A 24,124-nucleotide genomic window follows, 5' to 3' on the forward strand; every position below is an offset into this window, starting at 1 on the left:
GTGAATCGCTTCAGGAGACTAGTCAAAGCCCCGCGCCCGTCGCAACCGTTCTCTGCACTTGACAGAACAATCGCGAAAACGAATCCGGGGGCGGTTGCACAAATTCGATTTTTCCTCAGATTCTGCCGCCGAAACGAAAAACGGCGCGCCGGGATGGCGCGCCGTTGTCCGTGTTGTTTTCGTCTCAGTCGGGTCAGCCGAGAGCCTTCACCCGGGACGACAGCCGCGACATCTTGCGCGCGGCGGTGTTCTTGTGCAGCACGCCTTTGGTGACGCCCCGCATCAGTTCCGGCTGAGCGGCCTTGAGCGCGGTGGCGGCGGCATCCTTGTCGCCGGAGGCGATCGCCTCTTCGACCTTGCGAAGATAGGTGCGGATCCGCGAGCGGCGTGCTTTGTTGACGGCGAAACGGCGTTCGTTCTGACGCGCGCGTTTCTTGGCTTGAGGCGAATTGGCCATGTTCGGTTCCCTTTCCCGGGCGGTATGAATTGCGTCTGCACGTCGAGACCGACCCGGCCGGGTTCGTTACCGGCTCCTCTGGCCAAAGCGGGCCTCTCGCGCATGATCTGGCGGCGTATATCTCAACGCCGCGGTGATGTGAAGCCCCGAATCGCGTTGGTCCCGGCTGCCCGGTCCACGGCTTCGTTCAGCGGTCGCGAAACTGCGGTTCGCGCTTTTCGAGGAAGGCTTTCATGCCCTCTTTCTGATCTTCGGTGGCAAAGAGCGCGTGGAACAGGCGGCGCTCGAACAGAAGCGCCTCGCGAAGTGGCATCTCGTCGGCCCGGTTCACCGATTCCTTGATCGCCATCACGCTGAGCGCGCCCTTTTCAGCAATCTTCCGGGCCGCGCCGACGGCCTCCTCGATCAGCTTTTTCGTCGGCACAACGCGGCTTGCGAGGCCGCTGCGCTCGGCTTCTTCCGCGCCCATCATGCGCCCGGTGAGGGCCATGTCCATTGCCTTCGAGCGTCCCACCAGCTTGGTGAGCCGCGCCGAGCCGCCCATGCCCGGCATCACGCCGAGGGTGACTTCTGGCTGGCCGAACTTGGCGTTCTCGGCGGCAATGATGAAGTCGCACATCATCGCAAGCTCGCAACCACCGCCCAGCGCATAACCCGCAACGGCGGCGATGATCGGCTTGCGAATCCGTGAAATCGCGGCTTCCTCGGAGGTGAAGAGATCACTAGCGAAGACATCGACAAAGCCCTTCTCGGCCATCATCTTGATGTCGGCCCCGCCCGCGAAGGCCTTTTCCGAGCCGGTGATCACGCAGGCTCGAACCTTGTCGTTCTTCTGGGCTTCGCCGAGAGCCGTGCCGAGTTCCTGCAGGAGCTCGATATTGAGGGCGTTCATTGCATCGGGGCGGTCAAGTCGGATCAGGCAGACGTAATCGTCGATATCGACGATGATGTTCTTGTAGGCCATGCGCGCCCTCCCGGGATCACTTTGCTTTGCCGTCAAGGCCCGAGTCCTATGCGAGTCTCGTGGGCCAGATCAAGTCATCTTTGGCAGCGCGGGCAATAGAACGAAGACCGGCCGGACTGGACGATGCGCCGGATCGTGCCCGTGCAATCCGGTGTGGCACAGGCCGCGCCCTCACGGCCGTAGACCCGGAAGGCGTGTTGGAAATAGCCCAGCTCACCGCTGGCCTGCCGATAGTCGCGCAGCGATGAGCCGCCCGAGGCGATGGCTTCTCCCAGCACGTCGCGGATGATCGGGACCAGCGCCGCGGCCCGGGCGGCGGCAATCCGGCCTGCCTTGCGGCGAGGGCTGATCCCGGCCCGGTGCAGCACCTCGCAAACGTAGATGTTGCCAAGCCCCGCGACGATGTGCTGATCGAGCAATGCCGCCTTGATCGGGGTATTCCGCCCTGCCAGCGCAGCCACAAGATGGCGTTCGTTGAAGGCATTGCCGAGCGGCTCCGGCCCGAGCCTGGCGAGCAGCGGGTGGGCGTCGTCTTCGCCAGTCGGAAACAGATCCATCGCGCCAAAACGTCGCGCGTCGTTGAAGGTGATCCGCGCGCCCGTATCCATGTGCAGCACGACATGGTCGTGCTTTTCCGGCGCGGGATGGTCGTGGTGGAACTCGCCCAACATGGTTCCCGAGATCAACATCCGCCCCGACATACCGAGATGGATGAGCAGGGTCTCGCCAGTGGAGAGGTCGGCGAGGATGTATTTCGACCGCCGCCTGAGCCGCTCGACCCGCGCGCCGGTGAGCCGCTCGGCCATGCGCGCGGGAAACGGCCAGCGAAGCCCCGCTCGGCGCACCTCGGCCCGCGCGATCACCGCACCTGCCATCACGGGCTCCAGCCCGCGACGAACCGTCTCGACCTCGGGTAATTCCGGCAATCCGCGCCCCCTTCCATTGTGCGGCCCTCTCGGGCGCTATAAGAGGGAGCAGTTTCCTAGAATGGGCAAGCACCGATGAGCGCCTCCGACAAGAAAACCACGCATTTCGGGTTCCGTACGGTGGAGGAAGACCAGAAGGCCGGCATGGTGCACGGCGTTTTCACCAACGTCGCCTCGAAATATGACGTCATGAACGACGTGATGAGCGCGGGCATCCACCGGCTGTGGAAAGACGCGATGATGGACTGGCTCGCACCTCGGCCGGGCCAGCGGTTGCTCGACGTGGCCGGCGGCACCGGCGACATCTCGTTCCGGTTCCTCGGCCGCGCCCCGGGTGCGCAGGCAACCGTGCTCGACATGACCGAGAGCATGCTGATCGAAGGCCGCAAACGCGCCGAAGCCGGCCGCATGGCCGACAGCCTCGATTGGGTGGTGGGCGACGCGATGGCGCTGCCCTTCGAGGCCAACAGCTTCGACGTCTACACCATTTCCTTCGGCATCCGGAACGTGACCCGGATCGAGGATGCGCTGTCGGAGGCCTTCCGCGTGCTCCGCCCAGGCGGGCGGCTGATGGTGCTGGAGTTCTCCCAGATCCCCAACGAGTTGATGCAGAAGCTCTACGACATCTATTCCTTCAACGTCATCCCGCGCATGGGCAAGCTGATCGCGAACGATGCCGAGAGCTACCAGTATCTCGTCGAATCGATCCGCAAGTTCCCCAACCAGGAGCGCTTTGCCAGCATGATCCGCGACGCGGGCTTCGAGAACGTCGCCTACCGCAACCTCTCGATGGGGATCGCCGCGCTGCACTCGGGCTGGAAAATCTGATGCGTGGACCGCACAACATCTGGCGGCTGGTCCAGACCGGTGCCACCTTCGCGCGCACCGGGGCGCTTGGCGAGGTGTTGCATGCCTTCAATGCCCCACCGCTCCTGCGCACCCTCGCGCGCATCGTGAGCTGGACCTTCGCGCCGCTCGGCAAACGTGGCGACCCGGACTTGCCGCCGATCACCCGGGCGATCACCGCGCTCGGGCCCGCCTACATCAAGTTCGGCCAGATCCTGTCGACCCGCCCCGACGTGGTTGGCGAGGATCTGGCGCTGCAACTGACCTACCTGCAGGACAAGCTGCCGCCCTTTCCCCGCGACGTTGCCCGCCAGACCGTCGAGTATGAGCTCGGGATCAAGGTCGACGAGGTGTTCTCGGAGTTCTCCGAACCGATCGCCGCCGCCTCGATCGCACAGGTGCACCGCGCCACGATCGCCGCCACCGGCGAGGATGTGGCCGTCAAGGTGCTGCGCCCGAGGATCGAGCGCGCCTTCCGCACCGATCTCGACGCCTTCCACTTCTCCGCCGCCGTGCTCGAATTTCTGCTGCCGTCATCGCGCCGCCTGCGCCCGACCGACGTGATCGCGCATTTTGAAAGCGTGGTGATGGGCGAGCTCGATCTGCGGCTGGAAAGTGCCTCGGCCTCCGAGTTTCGCGAGAACACCAAGGGCGATGCAGGCTTCGTCGTTCCAGTGGTAAAATGGAACCTGACCTCGAAACGGGTGATGACGCTGGGATGGGGCGAGGGCATTCCGGCCAACGAGGTGGAAAACATCCGTGCCGCCGGACATGACATGGAAGCCCTCGGCAACCGGGTGCTCTGCCTGTTTCTCAGCCACGCCCTGCGCGACGGGCTGTTCCACGGCGACATGCACCAGGGCAATCTCAAGATCGCGGCAAACGGCGATATCATCGCGCTGGATTTCGGCATCATGGGGCGGATCGACGAATACACCCGCCGGGTCTACGCCGAGATCCTCTACGGCTTCATCAAGCGCGATTACCGGCGCGTCGCCGAGGTGCATTTCGAGGCCGGTTACGTGCCCGCCGATCAGGACGTCGACGAGTTTGCCCGCGCGCTGCGCGCCGTCGGCGAGCCGATTTTCGGGATGGACGCCACCCGGATCTCGATGGGGCGGCTTCTGCACTACCTCTTCGAGGTCACCGAATGGTTCGGGATGCAGACCCGCACCGAGCTGATCCACCTGCAACGCACGATGGTCGTCGTCGAGGGCGTGTCGCGCTCGCTCAACCCACAGATCAACATCTGGGAAGTGGCCCATCCGATCGTCGAGGACTACATCACCACCTCGATCGGTCCGCGCGCCGTGATGGGCGATCTGGCGAAAACCGCGCGCATCCTTGCCCGGTTCGGCCCGCGGCTGCCGAACCTTGTCGAGGCTGCACTGATCCGCCAGTCGCAAGACCCGCCTGCGCCGCCGCGCCACCGTCCGCTGCGCGCGCTTGGCTACGTCGCGATTGGTGGCGGTGCGACCCTGGGCGCAGTCTGGCTTATCTCGCTGCTCTGAGGCGGGCCACCTCGCGCGCCGCCGCCTCTGCGTACCCCGATTCACCCCGCGCCGCGCGCCACAGGCAATAGGCGGCCATGCGCCAATGCAGGAGCGGTGCAAGGGCGCGGTAGCGCCGCGCGATGGCCACGTCGCCATAGGCATCGAGGAAGGTATCCTCTTCGGCCCGGGACAACGGCGGGTTCCCGGAAATCACCTGCATCGCCGGGGAGAGAAAGACGGCGAGATCCAGCACCGGATCGCCGCAGACCGGGCATTGCCAATCAATGAAGGCGATCGCGCGGCCCGAAACGAGCGTGTTGCCGGCCGTTGGGTCGCCATGCAGAAACCTCTTGCCAGGCAGTGCTGTATCGCCCCGCGGGTCCGGCTCGAGTGCCGCGATCGCCCGCGCCGCCGCGCCCGCCTGCGCGAGCATCTCGCGCGCTTGCTGTCGCAGGTGGGCCGCTTGCGCCGGGGCCCTGCCGAAGTCGGTCGGCACCGGTGTTGCATGCAACCTGGCCAGGGCGCGAGCCACATCGGCAACCTCGTTTCCCGGTTGCCAACAGGTTCCCGCGACATGGGCATAGACCAGGCTCGGCCCCACTTCGGTCACCCCGTTGGCAAGGAATTCGGGCGCAATGCCGATCCCCTGCAGGGCTTCCAGAGCCCGAACCTCGGCCTGCGGGTCGTTGCAGAAAAGCGGTGTCTGCGCCTCGGGACGAAACAGTTTCACGACAAGATCGCGTTGTGCGCCGGTCACCCGCCAAAGCCTGTTGGTACGACCACCGGCGAGCGGACGCCATTCCGCGTTGTCAAAGGGTCCACCGAGCCTTTCTGACCAATAGGCAACGAGCGCCGCAGGCGGCTCGTTGCGCGTCATCCGCGCCGCGTTCTCCTGCCCTTGTGCCACGCACCCCTCCGATCAAGGCGGGTGAAGGCTAAGCGCCGCTCGGCGCAACGGCAAGCGCTACCTCATGGCGTTTCCGGCCGTTTTCGCAGGGCACCGATGTCCGCCGCCGCGATCTCCTCGCCATTCTGGAGGACGAGAATCGTCTGCCCCGCTTCGGTCCGAGCTTCGATGATCTCCGCAAAAACCGGGATCTGCGCATCGCCGATGATCTTGTCGTTGGAAAAACTCTGCAGGTGGAAGCTGTACTGCCCCGGCGGCAAGGTTACCCCGCCCGGGCCAACCCCGGCCCATTGCACCGGCCGGTCGGAAACGGGGATCTCGACGCGATCCACCATGACGCCTTGCGAATCCGTGACCACCACGAAGGTGCGCTGTGCGCCGCTGGCCGGATCGGGATACAACGTGATCGGCGCATTCTCGAACCAGGCCGACGTGACCGCGCGGGCCTCCATGCCGACCCAACCGGCAAGATCCGACATGTTCATCGCGCCAAGCTGGCCGGTCATCGCAGAAAGGATATCGTTGGTCCGAACCTGCTGTTCGACGCCCGAGAAGGTGGCCAGTTGAACCGCGAAATCCGTGCTTTCCATGGGATTGAGGGGGTCCTGGTTCTCCATCTGCGTGGTCAGCATTTTCAGGAACGTCTCGAAATCCGACGAGATCATCGGGGCGGTCGGAGGATTATCCTCCGCCCGTTGCGCTGCCGGGCTTGCGCCCGCGGTCACCGGGTTGGTTGCATTGATCTCCATCCTGCTCTCCATCACATCCGAATATCCAGCCCACCCGCGAGGCCCACCATGCCGGGTTGCGGCCGACGGGAGGTCGTGGGCGGCGGGTCGTTCTCGGCCGGAACACCTCCGCCGCCGTGCTCGGCTGTTGCGAGTGTTTGTGGCGCGCGTTGCCGGTTCTGCCCTGCGCCGTCCTCGAACAGGAATTGAACCGATCCATGCCCGAGCCTGCGCAACTCCTCACCGAGGAGATCAATATGGCGGCGCATCAACTCGAGCGTTTCAGGACGCTCGGCGACAAGCGTCACCTGAAGGTGCCCACCTTCCTGGCTCATCGTGAGACTCACCCGTCCGAGTTCTTCCGGCTGCAGCCGAAGCTCCACGGCACGATCGCCGGAAACCCGCAGAACCTCGGCGATCTGCAGAGCAATGGCACGCCCCTGGTCCATGCGCGAGACGGGATTGGGCGCAGGCGTGCTGGACGCAATCTCGGCATTCCGCAGGTCACCCGGCACGGCGTCCGGCAGTCGCAACGGATCGCCATCGACGTTGGGCGAAGGCGTGGCTTCGGTTGGCGATGACTCGGCGCGTGGTGATATCTGTGGCGAACGGGTCACCGTCGCGGCCGCCATAGCTTGGCTGGGTTCCGGAGCACGCAGGTTGGGCACCTCTCCTTGCGCGGACCGCTCAACGCCGTGCGTGAAGGATCGCGGCATCACCGGATCGGGATCGACGTTGTCCGCGGTACCGCCGCTCTGCATTGTGACCGCCGCAGCAGCCAATGTTGCCGGTGCCCTATCGCCGTTGGCCAGACGGTATTTCTCGGCGTTCTGGCTTTGGCCTTCCGATTGACCGCGGGTTTCCATATCATCCAAGGCGCGCGGAAGCCCTGGATTCGACACCTCTGGAGTCCGCGCAAGGACAAGCGTGCGGGTATCCGGTTTCAACGCAGTTGTCTCGTCACCCGCTGTGTTCGCGCGGTCTTTCGCTACGATCCCACCATCATCTGGCTGCGGAAAGCCAACCTGGTGATCCGCCGCTCCGCGATACCTCTGTCCCTCGCCGGGCCGCGCCGCAACCGCAGGATCTGCATTCGTGGACAAGCCTTCGACAACCTGCGCGGGGACCGTCGAACCGCGCGCCGGCACCTCGGCGACATGAGCCACGACCCCGTCGCGCGCCGCTGTGTTGCCCTGCAGATTTGCAGCCAGGCCCTTGCGGCGCCCAACCAAGCCCGCATCGCCCGACGATATCGAGCCGTACGAACCTTGAGACGGTTCTACCCCGGCCCCGAGCGGCGCGGGGCCGATCAACTGTCCGCCCCTGTTGGCCGTCTCGTTTGCGAATTCGCGCATGAACCCGGACGGCGCACCGGATTTGTACTTCAACCCGGATTCTGGAATCACGGAAGGCCCGTCGCCACCAAGCCCGCCACCATGGATAGTGGCGGGCAGCACACGCTGGTCCGGGCTTCCAGCGGCGATTGCCCGGCCATCGTGAGGCTTTCCGGATCCCCCTTGATCACCCGTCCCAGGTATCGTTGCCGGCGTGAAAGGCCCGGCCTTGACCGAACCCGACCCGACCGCCACCATCTCCCGCACGCCGGCGCTCGCCGGCGAAGCCGGGGCGCGGCCGTGTTGCTCGGGGCCGACACGGTGGCTCCAATCCTCGGCAACGCCTGCGGGTGGCACGAGGCCGATCACGAAAACCCCATCCGCTCGGTCGAGGAAATCGCCCATTTCCTCCTTGCCGGGTTGCCGCCCGGCCGGTCCGGGGAACGACCCATTTCCATCGGTCGTCGCGTGAAGCGGAAAGGCAGTGGGCAGTTGCATTTTCAATCCGGGTTTTCTGACTCCGATGCGCCGAGACTGACAGAGAGGGATTACCGAATTGTTTACCGCTGTTGGTCAAGATGCCGGAAATCCAGTCCAATTCGAGCGATTCGCAATGACCACGGTGCTTCCCCTTTCCGCCACGTCACCACAGCAACACGCCTTGCCGGAGCAAGACATTGCCTTGATGAAGGCGGCAAAGGAGCTTGAGGCGAGCTTTCTCGCCGAAATGCTCAAATCCGCAGGTCTCGGCGAAACCCCGGAGGCATTCGGAGGCGGTGCGGGCGAGGACCAGTTCGCCTCGTTTCTCCGGCTCGAACAGGCCAGGGCGATGGTCAAAGCCGGCGGCATTGGCCTGGCCGAAAACCTGTTCGAGGCCATGAAGGAGCGTAACGATGCGGCTGTTTGACCTGCAGTCGCCCGTCGCCGCGCTCGACGCATTGCTTGATGAAGAGCGCGCAATTCTGCTCGCCGGAGACCTCGAAGGTATTGCCCGGATCACGGCGGACAAGAAACGTCTTTACGCGCGGCTTTCCGTTGCCACGCCGGCTCCCGATCGTCTGGCCGCGCTGCGGGCAAAATCCAGCCGGAATCAGCAATTGCTGCGCGCCGCGTCCAGGGGCATTGAAGCCGCCCTGGAGCGCCTTGCAGCACTACGGCGCGAACCGTCCGAAATGCGCACCTATCAAAGCGACGGGATGACCGCCGACATTGCGCCCGTGCGAAAATCTGGCGTTAACCATCGTGTCTGAAATCCTGCCCCGGCGCGGTCATCGCCTAAAATCCAACATATTCGGCGCTCAGGTCTTCACCGTTCTTTAGGCACTTCAAACCAGGGTGTTCAGGCATCCAGAGGGGGTGGCACGGGTCCGGGAATCCAGGATCCGTAGAGGTCAGAATGGCTCTGAACCCGCCCTGACCGGGCGGACCTCAAACCTGGCGCGAACGGCGCCGAACGACTTAAGGAACTGAACGCATGTCCAGCATTCTGACGAACTCCAGCGCAATGGTTGCGCTGCAAACCCTCAAGAACATCAATTCCAACCTCGCCAAGACCCAATCCGAGATTTCCACCGGCAAGCAGATCAGCTCGGCCAAGGACAATTCCGCTGTTTGGGCCATCTCGAAAGTGATGGAAGCGGATGTGAACGGCTTCACCGCGATCTCCGACAGTCTTTCGCTGGGAGAATCGACCCTCGCGGTCGCACGCCAAGCGTCGGAAACGGTGACCGACCTTCTCACCCAGATGAAGGGCAAGATTGTCGCGGCGCAGGAAGAAAACGTCGACAGGGGCAAACTCCAGACGGATATCACGGCGCTGCGCGACCAGATCTCCTCGGTCGTAGGTGCGGCACAGTTCAACGGACTCAACATGGTCTCCGGCACGGACGATGTGAACATCCTGTCGTCCCTCGACCGCTCGGCCGACGGCACCGTGACGGCAGCGAACATCACCGTGGCGCGCCAGGACCTCGGCACGGCGCAAGGAACATTCGGATCGGGTTCCTCGCTTGCCGCCAATGGCACCGCCTCGGCAGCCGCAGTGGCCAATACTGCGAACACCGCGATCGTAACCGTCGGCAACACCTGGGCCGCCGATGATACCGCCACGTTGACAGTGGCAGGTGTCGAGGTTTCCTTCACCGCGGCCGGTGCCGCGGTGGCCGATATCGGCGACGGGCTTGCCGGCATGATCAATGGCCTGGGCCTTGAAGGTATCACCGCCACCGGAAACAGCGACGGCACCTTGACCGTAAGCTCCACACGTGGCTTCGAAGACGTCGACATCGCGGTGGGCGAAGCGACCGCCGGAGATGGCGACGTTTTGATCACCACGCTGAACGGCACCGGGTCACTCACCGCCACCTCGGGATCCATCGACGAGCGGGCGGAAAACGTCGCGTTCTCGACCAGCGCTTCCGTGAACGAAGGCGACAGTTACAAGGTCACCGTCGGCACATCGTCCTACGATTACATCGCCGGCAAGGGCGAAACGATGGAAGACGTGGCCCGCGGCCTCAAGATCGCGATCGACTCGGCCGGCGACAGCGACATCACCACCCGCGTGGTCCAGGACACGGACACCGGCCAATGGTCGCTGAAAGTCGACAACGACGGAGCATCGGCCGCCTTCGCGGTGTCGGGCAATGCCGACGGCGTCGCCTCCGGCGGGCTCTTCGGCCTCGACTCTATCGACGTGACAACGGACGTCGGTGCCACCTCTGGCCTCGACAATATCGAGACGATGATCAACGTCGCCATTGACGCTGCCGCCGACTTCGGCTCCGCCGCCGGTCGGGTCGAGACCCAGAACAGTTTCATCGGCAAGCTCACCGACTCGCTCAAGGCCGGCATCGGCTCCCTGGTCGATGCCGACATGGAAGCGGCATCGGCAAGGCTGCAAGCCCTTCAAGTGCAGCAGCAACTTGGCACTCAGGCGCTTTCGATCGCGAACCAGGCACCGCAGAACATCCTCGCGCTGTTCCGGTAAACCTGCGCAGCCGGGGCACCAAAACGGTGCCCCGGCCCCTCCCGCCTGATCATTCTCGTTAACGGAAGGAACCCCCGTGAACGCCCTTCTTCTGGCCAAAACGGCCTATGCCACCACTGCCGCCCCGATCAGAACGCCACGCAGCGCCGAATACGAGGCCTTTGCCCGCGTCACACACCGGATGAAATCTGCAACCCAAGGCGGCGCAAGCGCGTTTCCCGAGCTTGTTGCCGCACTCCATGCCAACCGACAGCTTTGGACCGCTCTTGCCGCGGATGTCGCCGAGGAAGGCAATGCCCTTCCCCCGGCGTTGCGGGCGCGGGTCTTTTACCTCGCCGAATTCACCGCCCTCCATTCCCGCAAGGTGCTGCGCGGCGACGAGACCGCGGAAATCCTTATCGAGATCAATGCGACCATCATGCGCGGGCTTCGCGGCTCACTGGAGGCGGCATGAGCGGTTTGGTTCTCAAGCTCGGGCCACGCGAGCGGGTCTTGATCAATGGCGCGATCATCGAAAACGGCGAACGCCGATCGCGCCTGTCGATCATGACGCCGAACGCCAACATCCTGCGCCTTCGCGACGCGATTCATCCCGAGGAGGTGAACACCCCGGTCAGGCGGGTCTGCTACATCGCCCAGCTCGTCCTGTCTGGCGATGCCGACAAGAGCGAAGCCCGCATTCAACTGCTGCGCGGGATCGAGCAACTGAGCCAGGTTTTTACCGATCACGACAGCCGTGTCTTGCTGGAAACGGCAACAGAGGAAGTCTTGAATGAACAGGTCTATCACGCGCTCAAAGCCCTGCGCGCCCTTCTGCCCCGGGAAGAGCGTCTCTTTGCAGCAACGCGAATCGGCTAGCAGATGGGGTTCCAGCCTATTGTCCCGTTTTCTGGAATCGCAGGCTGGACCTTTCTGCAGCGCACCCAGCACGCACAGCAGAAGGCGTTCGATGCAACCCCCGAAATCCAGAACGATATCGCCCATTTCTCGGAGAGAATTGGCGAGATCACTTCGGCACGGGAGCTGGTGAGCGACTTTCGATTGATGAAGGTTGCCCTGGGGGCATTTGGGCTCGACGATGACCTGCCGAACAAGGCATTGATCCGCAAGGTTCTCGAAGAAGGCACGCGCGATCTCGAGAGCTTCGCGAACCGGATGGTGGACAAGCGTTATGCCGCCCTGGCAGAGGCCTTCGGATTTGACCACGACACGCCGAAAAACACGCTGCCCGGGTTTGCCTCGGAGGTGCTCGACGCCTATCGCACCCGGCAGTTCGAAATCGCTGTCGGTACCCAGCAACAGGACATGCGTCTTGCATTATCGCTGGAGCGCGATCTGGCCGCGATCACGACGCGTGACAACAGCGCGGATGGAAAATGGTTCTCGGTGATGGGCAGCCCGCCCTTGCGCAAGGTATTCGAAACCGCCCTTGGGTTGCCCGCGTCCCTGGGAGCGCTTGATATCGACCAACAGCTCGAGGTCTTTCGCGATCGCGCCGGCACAGTCTTCGGGAACGGTGAGATCGACCAGTTTTCCACCCCGGAGGCGCGCGAGAAACTCAACCAGCTCTTCCTCCTGCGGTCACAGATCACCGCCGGGCAAACGTCGATGTCGTCGGGAACGATCGCCCTCACCCTGCTTCAAGGCGGGTGAGACCGCATTGCAAAGCCCGGCGGGAAGGCGCTCTGGCCTCTCGCAAAGTTGCCAGCCAATGGCGCGCGGACCATCGTCTTGCCGGATGGTCTGCGCCGCCGCAGCAGCCGGAAGCGGCGGTCATCGGGGCACCATGCCGGCCAACCGACCTGCCGCCCGGATTACCGACCGAGACTGCTCGGTTCCACTCGCCAAGACCATGGTATTGCATTGCACGGCTGCGTGCCGATCACGCTGGCGCAAGGCCTGTAGGGTCTTTGAAAAAGAAGCCTTGCCCCCCGGCAGACCAACCGCCGATCAGGCGATGCAATTCCAACCTTGATCGCTCTCGCGTTTCCTCGAGCCAGAGCCGACCAAAGCGCTCGGGGCGCTCAAGCGACCAGCGCTTGAAGCCCGGCGAAACCCTCCCCAGGCTGAAACGTCGCGTGCCCAACCAGCCCCAGGACCATGGAAAACACCGCGATCCACGGACGCGGTGCCGCGGATCATGTCGCCTCCGATCCACTGACCGCATCGCCGCCGTCAACTCTCAGACAGGCGGCAAGCCTTCGAAAGCTGGCGGCGGTGTTGTCCCATTCATCCTCCGCAAGGAAGGCGTCGAGCTTCGGCCAGCTTTCAATTGCCGCGTCAAGGTCTGCGTCCGATCCCTTCGCGTAGAGCCCCGCCTTGATCATCATCTCCGAACGGTCGTAGGTTCCGAGCCGGTGCCGAGCCGCGGAAATCAGGGTGTTTTCCGCCTCGTTCGCCGCGCCCGGGAGCGCCCGGCTGATCGAGCGCAACAGGTCGATCGCGGGAAACCGTCCGCGCTCGGCGATCTTGCGATCAAGCACAACATGCCCATCGAGCACGCCGCGTAGGATATCGGCCACCGGTTCCTCCATGTCGGATCCGGCAACGAGCACCGAAAAAACCGCCGTGATATCGCCCGCGGTGCCAGCCCCCGGCCCCGCGCGTTCGCAAAGCGTGGTGATCTGATGCGCCGTTGAGGGCGGGAACCCGCGCAAAGCGCCACCTTCGCCGGCGGCCAGCGCAATCTCGCGGTGCGCCTCTGCAAAGCGGGTTACAGAATCTGCCAGCAACAGCACGTGCTTGCCCTGGTCGCGGAAATGCTCCGCAACCGCCATCGCTGTCCACCCGCACCTTCTGCGCAGGAGCGGCGATTGGTCCGACGTCGCCGCAACGACAACCGCCCGGCGCATGCCGTCCGCCCCCAGAACCCGTTCGATGAATTCGCGCACCTCGCGCCCACGCTCGCCGATCAACGCGATCACGACAATGTCGGCGTGAACGCCACGCGCCAGTTTGGCCAGAAGCGTTGATTTGCCGACGCCGGAACCGGCAAACAGCCCGATTCTCTGACCACGCACCAAGGGCAGCAACGTGTTGAACACCGCCAACCCGGTTTCCAGACGCGGGCCGAGAACGCGCCGTTGCGTGGGATTGATCGGCTGCCCGCGAAGCGGTCGGGCGGCGAGGCCCCGAAATATCGGCCAACCATCCAGCGGCTTGCCCATCGGGTCGATCACCCGGCCAATCCAGCTGTCGTCGGGCGCGATCTGGCTCGTCCCGACAAGCGTCACCGCGGCACCGATCTGAAGCCCCTCGAACGCCCCATCCGGCAGGATGGTGACTTCATCGCGCGCGAGGTTGAGCACCTCCCCCCGGCGCGTCGCCTGACCGTTTGCCGCGATCTCCACGAGGTCTCCCTGCGCGGCGACCCTGCCCAATCCGGTCACCTCGATCGTGCCACGCCCAATCCGCACGACCCGGCCAACATGATGAGCCGGGGCGATCGCGGCGATCTCTGCGGCAAGTTTGTCGAACCCGACATCTGGCATGATTTGTCTCCCCGCGCCGTGAGCCTGAAACCGTTTCTAAAGGAATCAGGGTTAAGCCTTGGTTGAAAGCGGTCGAGGGAGAAGCCCCGATGTTCGAAAAACTGGAAATCTTCTCGGTGGCGCAGGCGCTGGCGAAGCACGGCGCACAGCGCCAATCGGTCATCGCCCGGAACGTGGCCAATGCCGATACCCCGGGTTACCGCGCCCGCGATCTCGCCGAGTTCTCCGAAACCTACCGCGGCGAGCCGGGGAACGGCATGCGGGCAACGCGTGCGGGTCATGGCTTCGCCGGGGAAACCGGGCACTACAGCGGCGAGATCAACACCGTGTATCGCCCCGATGCCGCCTCGCCCAACGGCAACAACGTGTCGCTCGAACAGGAGGTCTTTGCCGCCGCACGCGCCAAGAGCGCGCATGACCGGGCCCTTGCGGTTTACGGCTCGGCCATGAAGATCCTGCGGACCTCGATCGGCGGGAGGGGTTGAGAATGAGCGATCTTCTCAATTCCGTGAAATCCGCGATGAGCGGCATGCAGGCCCAGGCCAACCGCTTGCGTCATTCCTCCGAAAACATCGCCAACGCCGATACGCCGGGCTACCGACGCAAGATCGTTTCCTTCGAGGAATCGATCGAAGGCGGCCGCCGCACCGGCCTTGTCAAGACCGGGCCGGTTAAGCTCGACCGGGCCGAACTGCCAAAGGTCTACGACCCCTCGCACCCGATGGCCGGCGAAGACGGCTACTTCGAGGGGTCGAATGTCGATCTCGTGATCGAGATCGCGGACGCGCGCGAAGCGCAACGAAGTTACGAGGCGAACCTCAAGATTTTCGAGCAGACGCGGCAAATGTCGCGCAATCTGCTCGATCTTCTCCGGAAATAGGAGGGCTGAATGGACGTGAAATCGACATTGGCGGCGCAGGCTTATGCGGCCACAAAACCAGCCACGGCACCGAACGCGCAGGCGGGCCAGGGCGCCGGCGAGACCTTCGGCAGACTGGCACAGGATTTTGCCGCAACGCTCGATCAGGGTGAAACGGTGGCCAAGGCCGCGATGATCGGAAACGCCGACCCGCACGCTTTGGTGGAGGCGCTCGCCCAGACCGAACTCGCGGTCGAAACCGCGGTGACGGTGCGCAACAAGGTCGTCGAGGCATACCAGGAAATTCTCAGGATGCCGGTATGATCATGGATGAGATCGTCTTCTACGACACCTTGCGCGCCGGGCTCTGGAACGCCGTCCTGATCTCGCTGCCGGTGCTCACCGTCGCGCTTGTGGCGGGGCTCATCGTCGGCCTGTTCCAGGCACTGACCTCGATCCAGGAAATGACGCTCACCTTCGTGCCCAAGGTTGCCGCCATGCTCGTGGTCTTCTGGCTGTCGATGGGCTTCATGACCGAAACACTGGTCAGTTACTTCCAGGGCACCATCGTGCCGCTCATAGCCGGGAGTTGACATGGACAACGCAGGTTATACCACGCTCACGCGTCAGTCCGGTCTCCTTGCCGAAATGCGCTCCGTGGCCAACAACATCGCCAATGCCTCGACCACCGGCTTCCGGCGGGAGGGCCTGATCTTCTCGGAATTCGTGCAAGCGCTCGCACCCGGCGACCCATCGCTTTCGATGGCCACCGCAAATGTGCGCGATACGCGGCTCGATCAGGCGCAACTCACCCAGACCGGCGGCACCTTCGACCTGGCGATCGAAGGCGATGGATTCTTCATGATCGAGGGGCCGGACGGGCCGTTGCTCACCCGCGCCGGTGCCTTCTCCCCTTCGCCTGCGGGTGAACTCGTCACACTAGACGGCTATCGCCTTCTGGACGGCGGCGGCGCTCCCATATTCGTGCCCGCCGATACCGCCGCCATTGCCATCGCGCCCGATGGAACGCTGTCGGCGGATGGCCAACCGCTGGCCGAGATCGGTCTCTGGCTTCCGGATGACCCGAACGACATGCGCCCCCGCGACGGGGTGCGCTTCGAGGTGCCGGGCGGCGCGCAACCTGCCATCGAGGGGGCCGCGATTCTCCAGGGTTTCCTCGAAGGGTCCAACGTCGATCCGGTCGGCGAGCTTGCCCGGATGATCGAGATTCAGCGCGCCTATGAACAGGGCCAGGCATTTCTCGAACGCGATGACGAACGCATTCGGGCCGTGATCCAGACATTGGGAAAATAACTTCGGAGAGGAGCCACCATGCGCGCCCTGAAAATTGCGGCAACCGGGATGCTGGCCCAGCAGATGCGGGTCGAGACCATCTCGAACAACCTCGCCAACATGTCGACGACGGGCTACAACGCCCGCCGCGCCGAATTCGCCGACCTGCATTACCAGCAAATGTCGCGCCCCGGCACGATCAACGCCACCGACGGCACGGTCTTGCCCACCGGCGTGCAACTTGGACTTGGCGTGCGGCCCACCGCGGTTTCCATGCAGATCCAGCAGGGGTCGCTTGCCCAGACCGGCGGCGACCTCGACCTCGCCATCGAAGGGCGCGGATACCTTGAGATCATTCTCCCATCTGGCGTCTCCGCCTATACCCGCGACGGGGGCCTGAAACGCACCGGCGAGGGCCTGATCGTAACCTCCGATGGTTTTCCCGTGGTGCCCGAAGTCACCATCCCGGTCGAGACCCGCGCGATCACGATCAATGCCGATGGCGAAATCTACGCCTATTTCAACAACCAGGTTGAAGCGCAGCTCATCGGCCAGATTACCCTCGCACAGTTCACCAACGAGCAGGGGCTCGAAGCGGTCGGCTCGAACAATTTCGTCGAAACCGAGGCCTCGGGCCCGCCGATCATTGGTGTGCCCGGCGAAGACGGGCTGGGTACGCTGCGTCAGGGCTACCGGGAGCAAAGCTCCGTCGACGCGGTGAAGGAAATCACCGAATTGATCGAGGCCCAGCGCGGCTATGAGCTGAACTCCAAGGTTATCACCGCCGCCGACCAGATGCTCGCCGCGACAACGCAGGTGCGCTGATGAAACGTCTCCTTCTGCTTTGTATCGCGTTCGTCGCGCCGCCGCCGGTCGCTGCAGAAACCGTTGTGGCCGCCCGCACGATCCGTGCCCAAACTGTGCTGACATCCGACGATTTGCGCCTGATCGAAGACGAACACGCGGGGGCCTTCGACTCGGTCGATGGGCTTGTCGGGCTCGAGACCCGCGTTGCGCTCTTTGCCGGACGCCCAATTCGTCCCGGTGAAATCGGCCCCCCCGCAATCATCGAGCGCAACCAGATCGTGACTTTGCTGTTCCGGCAATCGGGCCTCGAAATCATAGCCGAAGGCCGAGCACTCGGCCGGGCAGGTGTGAACGATGTGCTGCGGGTGATGAACCTCGCGTCGCGCCAGACAATCTCCGGTCGGGTTCGCACCGACGGGATCATAATCGTCAACCCTTCGGCCGCACCCCTTGCGGCCAATTGAGAGGACAGCATGAAACGCAAACTCCTTCCCCTTGGCGGCCTCGTCGTTCTCCTGTTCGGCGCCGGTTGCGAACAACGGCTCAACGATCTGGGTCGCCCCCCGGGCCTGAGCGAGATCGAGACCACGCGCGAGGCTCAGGCGATGAGCTCGATCCCGCTTCCCCGCGATATCGTGATGCGCCAGGAGGCCGAGGGGTCGTCGCTCTGGGCCGCTGGCCGCCAATCCCTGCTCGGCGACCGGCGGGCACAGGCGGCCGGCGACATTCTCACGGTGGTGATTGAAATTGATGAACAGGCCGAGGTTTCGGCAAGCTCCTCGCGCGGGCGATCCGGCGCGGAAGAAATGCGTATCGGGGCGCTCCTCGGTATCGATGCATTGGGGCCACTGGCTGAAATTGACCTTGTCCCCGGTGTTTCGACGAGCTCTTCCGGCAGTTCGTCGGGCAACGGCACGACCCGGCGGAACGAGAAACTGACCCTTCGCGTCGCGGCAACCGTCGTCGGCAACCTGCCCAATGGGGTTCTGCGGATCGAGGGCAGCCAGGAGGTTCGGGTCAACTACGAACTGCGCGAATTGCTGGTTTCGGGCTACGTGCGGCCGGCCGACATCTCGCGGCAGAATGAAATCCCCTACGACAAGATCGCGTCGGCGCGGATTTCCTATGGCGGACGCGGACAGATCACCGACATGCAGCAACCGCGTATCGGCCAGCAGATCACCGATATGGTTCTGCCGTTCTAGGGGAATGATGTGGGCAAGCTGATCCCGATACTGCTGGCATTGATCGGCCTTGGTGCCGGTGCAGGTGCCGGCTTCGCGCTCCGGCCCGCGCCGCCTTCCGCAGCCCCCGAGGGCGACTGCGCCTGCACCTGCGGCCCCGACGCCGAAGCCGGATCGGTCAAGCCACCGGAAGCCGCCGAGGTCGTTGGCGATTTCGTCAAGATGAACAACCAGTTCGTCGTTCCCGTGGTTCAGGAGGGAGCCGTCGCGGCGCTCGTGGTGCTTTCGCTGAGCCTGAACGTGCCGACTGGCGGTTCAGAGACGGTGTATCAGCGCGAACCGAAGTTGCGCGACATCTTCCTGCAGGTCTTGTTCGATCACGCCAACGCAGGCGGCTTCGACGGCAGTTTCACTTCCGGGCCCAACATGGAACGGCTTCGTATCGCACTGACCGAGGCCGCCCGGCGCGTCCTTGAGGGCAACGTGTTTGATATCCTGATCACGGATATCATGCGGCAGGATCTCTGAGCGAGCCAGCGTAGCTTCCACGATCGGTGCGTCACCCCATGTCGGCAAATTTTCGGCTCCGGCGGTTGGCGGCATGGCGGCGCTCCACGCTCTCGGTGTCACGGATTTGCCGAAGCGCGTCTGCCCGCCCAAACGCCTTGCTGGCAACCACCCGCTGCGCTTCGAAATCAGCCATGGCGCGGGCCAGTTCGGATTGGCGCAGCGCGTGTTCCCGGCGCACCCAGTCTCGCCACAGGAGATCGCGAGCGGACAGGCCGACAAGCCCTTCGCCCGGATCATGGCCTGCAACCACGCCCGCGCTTTCGGCCCTCGCACGCGCCAGTTCCTCGACTTCGGATCTGCATTTGCCAACCGCCTTGGCCAGCGTCTTCAAATCTGCCAGATCCCGGTCCAGCACCATGCGCGAGAGCGCCTCCAGATCCGCCAGCCCGCGCGTCATTGCAATCGCGCCCCTTCAACCCCGAAACGTCCCGTGCGTTCCCGCATCCTGCGGCGCATGTCTTCGGAGAAGCGGATCGCGGCCGCGATCGCATGGTAGTGCTCCGGTCTGACCTCCTCGCCGATCTCGACGGTTGCATGGATCGCCCGGGCCGTGGGCGGATCGCGGTGAAGCGGAACACCCGCCTCGGTGGCCGCATCGCGGATCCGCGCAGCAACCTCGTCGACCCCTTTTGCAACGCAGACTGGTGCCTCGCCCGGCCGCCGGCTCCATTTCAGGGCCACCGCGTAATGCATCGGGTTCACCACGACGACATCGGCCTTCGGCACATCCGCGAGCATCTGGTTCATCGCGATCTCGACACCGCGCTGGCGACGTTGTTGCTTCATGTGCGGATCGCCCTCGCTCTGCTTGGATTCGTCCATCAACTCCTTGCGCGACATCCGGTTCTTGCGCAGGTGTTCTTGGCGCTGCCACAGAAAATCGCCACCGCCGATCACGAGTGCAATCACGAGAACAAGGGCAAAGAACCGGACCCCGAGCGACAACAGCACGACCGTTACCATCCCGGGGTTGAGGCTGAGCGTGCCGACGATCTGCGGCATTTCGCGCCAGAGAAACACGCCCAGAACAAGCCCGAAGATCAGCAGCTTGGCAGAGCTCTTGGCAAACTCGAACAGGCCCGAACGACCGAACTTGTTCTTTGCATTCGCAACCGGGCTGATGCGGTTGAACTTGGGCTTCAGTTTCTCCGGTGCCACGGTGAAGGATCGCAACGCGATGCTGGCAAGCAGAACGAGGACCGCGGGCATCAGAAACCAGGGCAGGAATGCGCCGCCAACGTCGCGCAGGAGCGCACCGGTCATGACCGACCCCCGGCCCGCGAACACTTCAGCCGACAAGGCAACCGAATGTTCCACCAGCCCGGCGAGCACGGCCCCGACCTCCCGGAGACTGGCGGCACCGATCGTGACGGAAACCAGCAGGAACCCGCCATAGGATGCCGCCGTCGTCAGGTCCGCCGATCGCGGCACCTCGCCTTTGCGGCGGGCATCATCGAGTTTCTTCTGGGTTGGCTCGTGTTGCTTGTCCGCATCGTCCTGGGGCTCGGCCATCACATTGCTCCAAAGGGATCGCTGAGGAACTCGGTGAAGGCGTCATGCCAGAGGCCAAGGAGAAGCGGGGCGGTCAGAAACAAAAGGATGAGGCCACCTGCCGTGATCGCGGGTGCCCCGACGAAAGCGACCATGAGTTGCGGCATGGCGCGGTTGATGACGCCAAGCGCGACGTTATAGACCAACGACGCCACGACAAATGGCGCGGCGAGCGTGAACCCGAGGGCAAAAACCCGCACAACCTGGGCCTGCCCCCAGGCTGAAAGCAGCTCCGCCCCAGGCAAACGGCCGGGCGGCCAGACGTCATATGACAAGATCAGCACTTCCGCGAGCCTGACGTGCAAACCAAGCAGGACCGCCAGGGCAAGGCCGCCGTAGAACAGAACATGCCCCATCGCGGGTTGCGGATCGGCATTCTGGCCGCCGAAAATCTGCGCAAGCGACGTCGCTTGTGCCGCCATTGATCCGGCGATCTGAAGCACCAGCACGAACATCCGGATCATGGCACCGATCGCGAGCCCGGCCAGGGCCTCGGTGATGACGAGCACGCCCGGACGGGCGAGGGTCTCAATTTCGGGCCGAACCAGCGGCCCCGCCATCGGCAGGACGACCAGCGTGAATCCGAGCGCCAGCATCAATCTCACCCGCTCGGGAACCGACCGTTCACCGAAAGCCGGGAACAGCGCCATCGCTGCCCCCACACGCAAGAACACGATGAACCCGACGGCAAGGGCATCTTCGGCCCATTCGACCAACGCCGCCACATCTGCCGTCATGTCGATACCATCCCAACCAGCGCCGGGCGGGCATCGGTGCCGATCTCTTCAAACGAAAACACAGGGTTCGCTATGCCCTTCGCCGTGAGTACCGTGCGCAGGAAACGGCGGCGCCGCATCGACGTCACGACCGCCGGATAGACACCATTTTCGCCGGCTTTCGCGATCCTTTCGGCAATGCCGCTTGCAAGCCGGTTGAACATCTCCGGCGGCAGGGCCACATCGCTCCCCCGCTCGCCATCCATCTGATAAGTCGTGAAAGTCTCTTCCCAATCCGGATCCAGTTGCACGAGGGGCAGGGTGCCATCCGAGCGTTTGACTTCGGCGATAAGCTGGAACCCGAGGCGCTGGCGCACATGTTCGCAAATCGCCTCCGGGGCCCCCAGAACCGGGCGAACTTCCGCAATGGCTTCGAGGATGAGTGACAGGTTGCGGATCGAGACACGCTCTTCCAGAAGCAGGCGCAGAACCGCGAGCAAGGTATCGACCGGCACCTTGTCGGGCACCAGTTCCTCGAGCAGGCGCCGGTTTGCTTCGGCCCGTGCCGGATCGGAGACATTGGTAAACTCGTCGAGCAGGCGGCGCAGGGCCTTCAGGCTGAAAAGACGCCCGAAATTCCGCTTCATGACCTCGAGAAGATGGGTGGCGAGCACCTCTGTCGCGGTCACCACCGTTCCGCCCTGCAAGGCGACCTGATCCTGGGACTCAGGTGAAATCCATCGCGATGGTGCGCCGTATACCGGCTCCTCGACATCGTCACCGGCGGGCAGATCCGCCTCGCTCCCCGAGAGGATCGCCAGCACCCGGTTCGGCACGAGCCTGTCGCGAGCCTGTTCCACGCCCTGAATGCGAACAACGTAATTGCCCGCCGGGAGGGCCGGGTTGTCGGTCAAACGGATCTCAGGAAGGATCAACCCGTATGAACTCGCGACATGATTGCGCATATTGGCGATGCGCGCATCAAGCCCGGTCGCGGGGTCCAGCACCATGGTGACAAGGTCCGTTGCAAACTCCACGTGGATATCATCGAGATCGAGCACATCCCCCATCGTCGCCTGCGGCTGCACGGCACTTTGCGCGATCTCCTGTGCGGCGTTCCTGGCCTCGCCTTGCCGGGTCTTGCGTTTTACCCACCAGGCAGCCGAGCCAAGCGCGAGCGCGCCGATCACGAAAGGGATGAAGGGCAAACCCGGCACGAGCGCGAACAATGCCATCAGGATCGCGACCGTCACCAATGCGGAAGGATGACGGCCAAGCTGGGCAAACAGGGCAAGATCTGTCGAGCCCGTGGCACCGCCACGTGCCAGCAGCAAGGCGGATGCGATCGATATGATCACCGCCGGAATCTGGCTTACGAGCCCGTCGCCAACCGTCAGGATCGCGTAGGTTTCAAACGCATCTCCAAGTGCCATTCCATGGATTGCAACCCCCATGATCAGGCCCATCGTGAGGTTGAGCAGCGTGATCAGCAATCCGGCGATGGCGTCGCCCTTGACGAATTTCGATGCCCCGTCGAGCGATCCGAAAAAAGTGGTTTCCGCCTGTTCGCGCGCGCGCCGCTCCTTCGCTTCCTCATGCGTGATCGCGCCGGAAGACACGTCGGCATCGATTGCGAGTTGTTTGCCGGGCATGCCGTCGAGCGCAAACCGCGCGCCCACTTCGGCCATGCGGCCCGCACCTTTCGTGATCACGACGAAGTTCACGATCAGCAGCACACCAAAAACGACCAGGCCAAGGAAAACGCTGCCCGACATGACGAAGCTCGCGAATCCCTCGATGACGTTCCCCGCCGCCGCGGTGCCGGTATGGCCGTTTCCGATGATGAGCTTCGTCGACGAGACATTCAGCGACAACCGCAACATGAGAGAGGCGAGCAGAACGGTTGGGAACACGGAGAAATCGAGCGGACGTTCGATGAAGAGGGTCACCGTAAACATCAGGATTGCGAGCGCAAACGAGGCGGCAAGCCCGATATCGAGAACCCAGGACGGCACCGGCAAGATCATCATGACGATGATGGCCATCAGGGCCAGGGCGAGCAGGATCGTTGGCCGGAAAACCTGAGCGACCAGAGGCGTCATCTTCAGACCCTACCCCGCCTTGTCCAGAGCAAAAATGCTGCGGGCAAGCCCGGACTCGGGCATTGGGACCAGGGACCCCAAGCCATGCGCACCGCCTGCTTTCAAGAGCGGAAAGCTGTTGTTCCTCTCCGCAGCAGCACGCTCGCCGCGGCCGGTCCAATCCGGGTCGGCGTTCTCCAGCGCCGGGAGCGGCAGAGCGTCCTCTGTGAGATACCGGTTCCGGATCGAAGAAAACGTTGCACGGTAGGCATCGGCATAGACCGGCGTTCGCGAGTGATAAGTGCCGGCAGCCGTTTCCCAATCGTTCGTTTCGTCAAAAAGTTTGGCCAGGAAACCAGCCGCATAGAGCGCGTTTTCCATAGGATCGAACATGGTTTCCAATGACGCGAAATTCTGACCGTGCCATTTGTAGTTGATCTGGAAACACCCAACATCAAAACTCGTGGCACCGCGTTTGTGGTGTTCTTCGGCATATGCAGTCGCAGCGTATCTGCTATCGAACCATTGCCCCTTGCCTTCCATGTTCACAGTCCAAGGCCACGGGGACATGTCGTCGCCTTGCGCTCGACCGGTTTCGGTCAGCATGATCGCTTTGAGCACCGAAATAGGTACCCCGGTTCGCCCCGCGGCAACGATTGCCGCCTGCTCACAGAGCAGCGACGGGGCCGCGCCGGTCTTGGCGCTCGCGGGGGCACCCGCGGCGGCAAGAAGCAGCAGGAAAGCCACGAGACCCACATGATCCAGCCGCCACAACCACAGAAGGGCAGACACACCTCTGGAAGCCGTATTGCGCCTTGGCGAAAGACCCTGCCGAGGATTCTGGGATCGACCTAGATTCATTGTTTTCACCGCAATTCTTGCGTATGAAAACACTCATATCCGAACCCGGTTTCCAAATGGTAACCAG

At 63.6% G+C, this 24,124-nt stretch carries 29 protein-coding genes; 17 read left to right on the forward strand and 12 right to left on the reverse strand.

Going from position 1 to position 24,124, the window contains the following annotated elements:
• Nucleotides 1–193 precede the first annotated feature (193 nt).
• The 3 genes from rpsT to mutM all read right to left on the reverse strand — a co-directional run bounded on the left by rpsT (nucleotide 194) and on the right by mutM (nucleotide 2,347).
• Nucleotides 194–457: a 30S ribosomal protein S20 gene (gene rpsT / locus B9Y97_RS06690; RefSeq protein ID WP_085526015.1), complete on the reverse strand. Its 264-nt coding sequence runs from the start codon at nucleotides 455–457 to the stop codon at nucleotides 194–196.
• Between the two features lie 187 nt (nucleotides 458–644).
• Nucleotides 645–1,421, reverse strand: a complete 777-nt coding sequence (locus B9Y97_RS06695) for an enoyl-CoA hydratase-related protein (RefSeq protein WP_085526016.1) — start codon at nucleotides 1,419–1,421, stop codon at nucleotides 645–647.
• Nucleotides 1,422–1,495: 74 nt separating this feature from the next.
• Complete coding sequence (gene mutM, locus B9Y97_RS06700; RefSeq protein ID WP_085526017.1) at nucleotides 1,496–2,347, reverse strand: bifunctional DNA-formamidopyrimidine glycosylase/DNA-(apurinic or apyrimidinic site) lyase; 852 nt, start codon at nucleotides 2,345–2,347, stop codon at nucleotides 1,496–1,498.
• Nucleotides 2,348–2,422: 75 nt separating this feature from the next.
• On the opposite strand from mutM, the gene ubiE reads away from it, so the two are divergent.
• Nucleotides 2,423–3,175, forward strand: a complete 753-nt coding sequence (ubiE, locus tag B9Y97_RS06705; protein ID WP_085526018.1) for a bifunctional demethylmenaquinone methyltransferase/2-methoxy-6-polyprenyl-1,4-benzoquinol methylase UbiE — start codon at nucleotides 2,423–2,425, stop codon at nucleotides 3,173–3,175.
• Nucleotides 3,175–4,704 carry a 2-polyprenylphenol 6-hydroxylase gene (ubiB, locus tag B9Y97_RS06710; protein WP_085526019.1) on the forward strand — a complete coding sequence of 510 codons (1,530 nt, stop codon included), beginning with the start codon at nucleotides 3,175–3,177 and terminating at the stop codon, nucleotides 4,702–4,704. Before ubiE ends, ubiB begins: the two co-directional genes overlap by 1 nt.
• Here ubiB and B9Y97_RS06715 read toward each other — a convergent pair.
• The 3 genes from B9Y97_RS06715 to B9Y97_RS06725 all read right to left on the reverse strand — a co-directional run bounded on the left by B9Y97_RS06715 (nucleotide 4,688) and on the right by B9Y97_RS06725 (nucleotide 8,153).
• The gene (locus B9Y97_RS06715; protein ID WP_085526020.1) at nucleotides 4,688–5,593 is read right to left on the reverse strand and encodes a phosphotransferase family protein; all 906 of its coding nucleotides are present in this window, start codon (nucleotides 5,591–5,593) and stop codon (nucleotides 4,688–4,690) included. The genes ubiB and B9Y97_RS06715 overlap by 17 nt on opposite strands.
• Nucleotides 5,594–5,655: 62 nt before the next feature.
• Nucleotides 5,656–6,342 (reverse strand): flagellar hook capping FlgD N-terminal domain-containing protein, encoded by a 687-nt coding sequence (locus B9Y97_RS06720; protein ID WP_085526021.1) that lies wholly within the window; start codon nucleotides 6,340–6,342, stop codon nucleotides 5,656–5,658.
• An 11-nt stretch (nucleotides 6,343–6,353) separates the two neighbouring features.
• On the reverse strand, nucleotides 6,354–8,153 hold the full coding sequence (locus B9Y97_RS06725; protein WP_085526022.1) for a flagellar hook-length control protein FliK: 1,800 nt from the start codon (nucleotides 8,151–8,153) through the stop codon (nucleotides 6,354–6,356).
• Between the two features lie 115 nt (nucleotides 8,154–8,268).
• On the opposite strand from B9Y97_RS06725, the gene B9Y97_RS06730 reads away from it, so the two are divergent.
• The 6 genes from B9Y97_RS06730 (at nucleotide 8,269) to B9Y97_RS06755 (ending at nucleotide 12,297) form a co-directional block, all read left to right on the forward strand.
• Complete coding sequence (locus tag B9Y97_RS06730; RefSeq protein WP_085526023.1) at nucleotides 8,269–8,562, forward strand: rod-binding protein; 294 nt, start codon at nucleotides 8,269–8,271, stop codon at nucleotides 8,560–8,562.
• Complete coding sequence (locus B9Y97_RS06735; RefSeq protein ID WP_085526024.1) at nucleotides 8,549–8,905, forward strand: hypothetical protein; 357 nt, start codon at nucleotides 8,549–8,551, stop codon at nucleotides 8,903–8,905. The genes B9Y97_RS06730 and B9Y97_RS06735 overlap by 14 nt, the downstream gene beginning before the upstream one ends.
• Nucleotides 8,906–9,129: 224 nt before the next feature.
• Nucleotides 9,130–10,644, forward strand: a complete 1,515-nt coding sequence (locus B9Y97_RS06740; protein ID WP_085526025.1) for a flagellin — start codon at nucleotides 9,130–9,132, stop codon at nucleotides 10,642–10,644.
• Nucleotides 10,645–10,720: 76 nt separating this feature from the next.
• A complete protein-coding gene (flaF, locus tag B9Y97_RS06745) occupies nucleotides 10,721–11,098 on the forward strand; it encodes a flagellar biosynthesis regulator FlaF (protein ID WP_085526026.1) in 378 nt (125 codons plus the stop codon).
• Nucleotides 11,095–11,502: a flagellar biosynthesis repressor FlbT gene (gene flbT / locus B9Y97_RS06750; protein ID WP_085526027.1), complete on the forward strand. Its 408-nt coding sequence runs from the start codon at nucleotides 11,095–11,097 to the stop codon at nucleotides 11,500–11,502. The genes flaF and flbT overlap by 4 nt, the downstream gene beginning before the upstream one ends.
• Nucleotides 11,503–11,505: 3 nt before the next feature.
• Complete coding sequence (locus B9Y97_RS06755; protein ID WP_085526028.1) at nucleotides 11,506–12,297, forward strand: DUF1217 domain-containing protein; 792 nt, start codon at nucleotides 11,506–11,508, stop codon at nucleotides 12,295–12,297.
• 485 nt (nucleotides 12,298–12,782) lie between these two features.
• On the opposite strand, the gene B9Y97_RS06760 is transcribed toward B9Y97_RS06755, so the two are convergent.
• Nucleotides 12,783–14,135 carry a FliI/YscN family ATPase gene (locus tag B9Y97_RS06760; protein WP_085526029.1) on the reverse strand — a complete coding sequence of 451 codons (1,353 nt, stop codon included), beginning with the start codon at nucleotides 14,133–14,135 and terminating at the stop codon, nucleotides 12,783–12,785.
• 89 nt (nucleotides 14,136–14,224) lie between these two features.
• On the opposite strand from B9Y97_RS06760, the gene B9Y97_RS06765 reads away from it, so the two are divergent.
• The 9 genes from B9Y97_RS06765 to B9Y97_RS06805 are packed head-to-tail and all read left to right on the forward strand — an operon-like array spanning nucleotide 14,225 to nucleotide 18,806.
• Nucleotides 14,225–14,620, forward strand: a complete 396-nt coding sequence (locus B9Y97_RS06765) for a FlgB family protein (protein ID WP_085526030.1) — start codon at nucleotides 14,225–14,227, stop codon at nucleotides 14,618–14,620.
• Between the two features lie 2 nt (nucleotides 14,621–14,622).
• The gene (flgC, locus tag B9Y97_RS06770; protein ID WP_085526031.1) at nucleotides 14,623–15,015 is read left to right on the forward strand and encodes a flagellar basal body rod protein FlgC; all 393 of its coding nucleotides are present in this window, start codon (nucleotides 14,623–14,625) and stop codon (nucleotides 15,013–15,015) included.
• 9 nt (nucleotides 15,016–15,024) lie between these two features.
• Nucleotides 15,025–15,318 carry a flagellar hook-basal body complex protein FliE gene (gene fliE / locus B9Y97_RS06775; RefSeq protein ID WP_085526032.1) on the forward strand — a complete coding sequence of 98 codons (294 nt, stop codon included), beginning with the start codon at nucleotides 15,025–15,027 and terminating at the stop codon, nucleotides 15,316–15,318.
• Between the two features lie 2 nt (nucleotides 15,319–15,320).
• The gene (locus tag B9Y97_RS06780; protein ID WP_139828407.1) at nucleotides 15,321–15,587 is read left to right on the forward strand and encodes a flagellar biosynthetic protein FliQ; all 267 of its coding nucleotides are present in this window, start codon (nucleotides 15,321–15,323) and stop codon (nucleotides 15,585–15,587) included.
• Nucleotide 15,588: 1 nt separating this feature from the next.
• Nucleotides 15,589–16,308, forward strand: a complete 720-nt coding sequence (locus tag B9Y97_RS06785; RefSeq protein WP_085526033.1) for a flagellar hook-basal body complex protein — start codon at nucleotides 15,589–15,591, stop codon at nucleotides 16,306–16,308.
• Nucleotides 16,309–16,326: 18 nt separating this feature from the next.
• Complete coding sequence (gene flgG / locus B9Y97_RS06790; protein WP_085526034.1) at nucleotides 16,327–17,112, forward strand: flagellar basal-body rod protein FlgG; 786 nt, start codon at nucleotides 16,327–16,329, stop codon at nucleotides 17,110–17,112.
• On the forward strand, nucleotides 17,112–17,558 hold the full coding sequence (gene flgA / locus B9Y97_RS06795; RefSeq protein WP_085526035.1) for a flagellar basal body P-ring formation chaperone FlgA: 447 nt from the start codon (nucleotides 17,112–17,114) through the stop codon (nucleotides 17,556–17,558). The genes flgG and flgA overlap by 1 nt, the downstream gene beginning before the upstream one ends.
• A gap of 9 nt (nucleotides 17,559–17,567) precedes the next feature.
• Nucleotides 17,568–18,299, forward strand: a complete 732-nt coding sequence (flgH, locus tag B9Y97_RS06800; protein WP_085526036.1) for a flagellar basal body L-ring protein FlgH — start codon at nucleotides 17,568–17,570, stop codon at nucleotides 18,297–18,299.
• Nucleotides 18,300–18,308: 9 nt separating this feature from the next.
• Nucleotides 18,309–18,806, forward strand: coding sequence for a flagellar basal body-associated FliL family protein (locus B9Y97_RS06805; RefSeq protein WP_085526037.1), 498 nt, complete (start codon nucleotides 18,309–18,311; stop codon nucleotides 18,804–18,806).
• 31 nt (nucleotides 18,807–18,837) lie between these two features.
• On the opposite strand, the gene B9Y97_RS06810 is transcribed toward B9Y97_RS06805, so the two are convergent.
• The 5 genes from B9Y97_RS06810 to B9Y97_RS06830 are packed head-to-tail and all read right to left on the reverse strand — an operon-like array spanning nucleotide 18,838 to nucleotide 23,988.
• Nucleotides 18,838–19,245 carry a hypothetical protein gene (locus B9Y97_RS06810; protein ID WP_085526038.1) on the reverse strand — a complete coding sequence of 136 codons (408 nt, stop codon included), beginning with the start codon at nucleotides 19,243–19,245 and terminating at the stop codon, nucleotides 18,838–18,840.
• Nucleotides 19,242–20,360, reverse strand: coding sequence for an EscU/YscU/HrcU family type III secretion system export apparatus switch protein (locus tag B9Y97_RS06815; protein ID WP_085526039.1), 1,119 nt, complete (start codon nucleotides 20,358–20,360; stop codon nucleotides 19,242–19,244). The genes B9Y97_RS06810 and B9Y97_RS06815 overlap by 4 nt, the downstream gene beginning before the upstream one ends.
• Entirely contained in the window at nucleotides 20,360–21,136 is a 777-nt protein-coding gene (locus B9Y97_RS06820) for a flagellar biosynthetic protein FliR (protein ID WP_085526040.1), read from the reverse strand. The genes B9Y97_RS06815 and B9Y97_RS06820 overlap by 1 nt, the downstream gene beginning before the upstream one ends.
• The gene (gene flhA, locus B9Y97_RS06825) at nucleotides 21,133–23,217 is read right to left on the reverse strand and encodes a flagellar biosynthesis protein FlhA (protein WP_085526041.1); all 2,085 of its coding nucleotides are present in this window, start codon (nucleotides 23,215–23,217) and stop codon (nucleotides 21,133–21,135) included. The genes B9Y97_RS06820 and flhA overlap by 4 nt, the downstream gene beginning before the upstream one ends.
• A gap of 9 nt (nucleotides 23,218–23,226) precedes the next feature.
• Entirely contained in the window at nucleotides 23,227–23,988 is a 762-nt protein-coding gene (locus tag B9Y97_RS06830; RefSeq protein WP_254900868.1) for a lysozyme family protein, read from the reverse strand.
• Nucleotides 23,989–24,124 lie beyond the last annotated feature (136 nt).

This window comes from Maritimibacter sp. HL-12, assembly GCF_900177545.1.
Taxonomy (GTDB): Bacteria; Pseudomonadota; Alphaproteobacteria; order Rhodobacterales; family Rhodobacteraceae; genus Sinisalibacter.